We start from the raw sequence: 2,480 nt of genomic DNA on the forward strand, positions 1-2,480 counted from the left end.
ATGTGAATCCAGCCAAGGCCGACGCCTGTAGGCTCCCCAGCGTGGTCCAGCCCTATTTGACTGAGCAGATCGGAAGGAAGCACATAGACGCCCTGGGCGGAGGCGTCTTGTGCGTAGATGCCTGGGCCACCGGTCCGAAGAAGGTACTTGAGCCAGGTGGCCATATCCGCCGCGGTGGAATAGAGGCCCGAGCTTCCGGCGGTGGCTTCAGTTGCTGTGCACGATCCCTCCTCGTGGACGCCGATCAGCAGATGTCTGCATTGCTCGGCATTGGGAAAGAACGTTGTCTGCCGCATGTGGAGGGGATTGAGAGTGCGCTCGGCAAGCAGTGCCGTGTACGGCTTGTGCGCGGCGGCCTGAAGAGCGTCACTGAGAAAATCGAATGCCACATTCGAATAGAGGGCGGCGGTTCCAGGAGTGCTGCGGAGACGCTGGTGGGGCAGCCAGCGCCAGCGGGTGCGGTAGTCGGGATAGGTGAAGTGCGCCGTGTTCCGAGGTGCATTGCCCAATTCGCGCGGAAGGCCGGATGTATGCGTCGCCAATTCTGCAAGCGTGATGGGACGAACGCGCTTGGGGACCACCACGCGTGACGGGGCATAGCGCTGCAGAGTGTCGTCGAGGTGCACGGTCTTGTTCGCGACTAGCTTGGTGAGGACGTCAGTGGTGAAGATCTTTGTCAGCGAGCAGAGCCGAAGCAGAGAGTCCTGGGTGGGGAGTTGATGGGAGTCTGGCGCGGTTTCGCCGTATCCGCGAAAGAAGACTTGATTGCCACGAACGACAACGAGAACCATACCCGTGGAACCGGACTGTTGGAAGAGATCGGCGCCGAGGGTGTCAATGGATTGGACGTCGGGAAGCGATGCTGCGGGAGGGGCCTGCGCGAGAGCGGTCGTGAAAGAAAGGACGAACAGGAAGGCAATCGCGGTCGATGGAAATTTCGCTGGGCTCATTCTGGTTTGCAGTTCCAAGATTACAAACAAAGGGCATTTTTGAGGATCTAAACGTAGTCTTCCAGAATTGGAGGGCCACCAATCTACCGCGCCTAGTCGGCGTTATTCACGACGCACTCATGGATTGCATCGAGGGGTGCATTGGGCCAGCGGCTCTTCACCAGGTCGTCTTCTGAAAGCTCGCGTAACGTGAAGTCAATCTGGCCGTCTGCATGCACCTGGCCTTGCATGTATCCATAGATGTGCGTCTTCGCTCCCTTGGCCGCCGTCTTGGGCAGCGCGTAGCGGTAGGCCCCTGCGAGACCGATGATCAGCCCGGGCACAACACGGTTTGAATACTGCTTCCAGTACTGCGTGTTGTAGATATTCGGAGAATAGTAATGCGAGTGGCTTGCAATCAGGTACACGTGTTTTCCTGCCGCTTGCGCGTCATAGAACCAGGTGTACACTTTGTCTCCACTTCGTTCGCCGAGATCCCAATCGTCCATTGCATGTTCTGCGCCTGTCGAGTGCGGCAGTGCCTCATGCATGCCGGCAACGATCGCGCGAATCCCGGAGCCGGGAGCCAGATCGCGATCCAGAACTCCGCGCAACCACTTCAACTGCGCGTCGGAGAATTCGTCCCTGCTGGAGTTATCGAGAGTAATGAAATCGACGCCCTCATGCGTCCAGTGGTACCACGGCCCCACCGGTCCCGCATTAGCGCCGTCTGCCTTTCGCTGCTCTACAATCTCTGGCCGGTCAAGAAACGCAGTGAACTTCGTGATATAGCCTTCCCGCGTCATAGGCGGCACATTTTCGTGGTTTCCACGGCCTAGAAAAACTGGAAATGTCCCAAACGAGGCCATCTGATGGGTCAGAAAATCGTCCCACTCGATGCGGTGATATTCCTCGGTTGAAAGCTCTTTATCGGGCGGCAGCATCGAGAGCAGATCCTGGTCCTTGTTAGACGTCCAGCGGAAATCGCCGAGGTGCCAATAGAAGGCATCGTTATCCGCTTGCACACTGGCGGCTATCGCGGGCAACACGAAATCGCCGCAATTCCGGCTGTCTCCGGAGACGGCGAAACTCCAGGTTGCTTCATTGGTCTGAGCAGCACAAGCGGCGGCGCACGCGAGAATCGCAGACAGAATCGCAGGCAGGGGAAGAAGCGGAGAGGGCCGAAACATGTCTTGAGCATAACGGCCTATCCCGGTGAACACATCAACAATCTACTCGACAGCGCGTTGCAACGGTTCCAACGCAGGTGTCCTTCGTGTGACTCGAGTCACCGAGCTTCACGACCGCCGCTAGCTAAGCTCAAATTAGCGCCTGATCCACATCGCGCACCGTTATCAAGGAGCACTTTTTCATGGCTTATGTCATAACCGATGCATGTACCAAGGACTTTGTCTGCGTTACCGAATGTGCCACCGCTGCCATTGCGCCTCAACCGACAGATGACGCTGCCGGAAGCGTGTCGCAGGTCTACATCAATCCCGACGAGTGCATCGACTGTGGCAGCTGTGCAAGCCTATGCGTCCATGACGC

At 57.7% G+C, this 2,480-nt stretch carries 3 protein-coding genes; 1 reads left to right on the plus strand and 2 read right to left on the minus strand.

Annotated features, from left to right (window positions below; all coding sequences use genetic code 11):
* A partial coding sequence (ampH, locus tag WA354_RS19500) for a D-alanyl-D-alanine-carboxypeptidase/endopeptidase AmpH (protein ID WP_472814689.1) occupies positions 1–950 on the minus strand: 950 nt, incomplete at its 3' end.
* Between the two features lie 92 nt (positions 951–1,042).
* Complete coding sequence (locus WA354_RS19505; RefSeq protein WP_472814690.1) at positions 1,043–2,119, minus strand: hypothetical protein; 1,077 nt, start codon at positions 2,117–2,119, stop codon at positions 1,043–1,045.
* A gap of 182 nt (positions 2,120–2,301) precedes the next feature.
* On the opposite strand from WA354_RS19505, the gene WA354_RS19510 reads away from it, so the two are divergent.
* Positions 2,302–2,480: 4Fe-4S dicluster domain-containing protein (locus WA354_RS19510; RefSeq protein WP_472814691.1), on the plus strand; the 179-nt coding region annotated here is incomplete at its 3' end.

The organism is Occallatibacter sp., from assembly GCF_049802275.1.
Taxonomy (GTDB): Bacteria; Acidobacteriota; Terriglobia; order Terriglobales; family Acidobacteriaceae; genus Telmatobacter.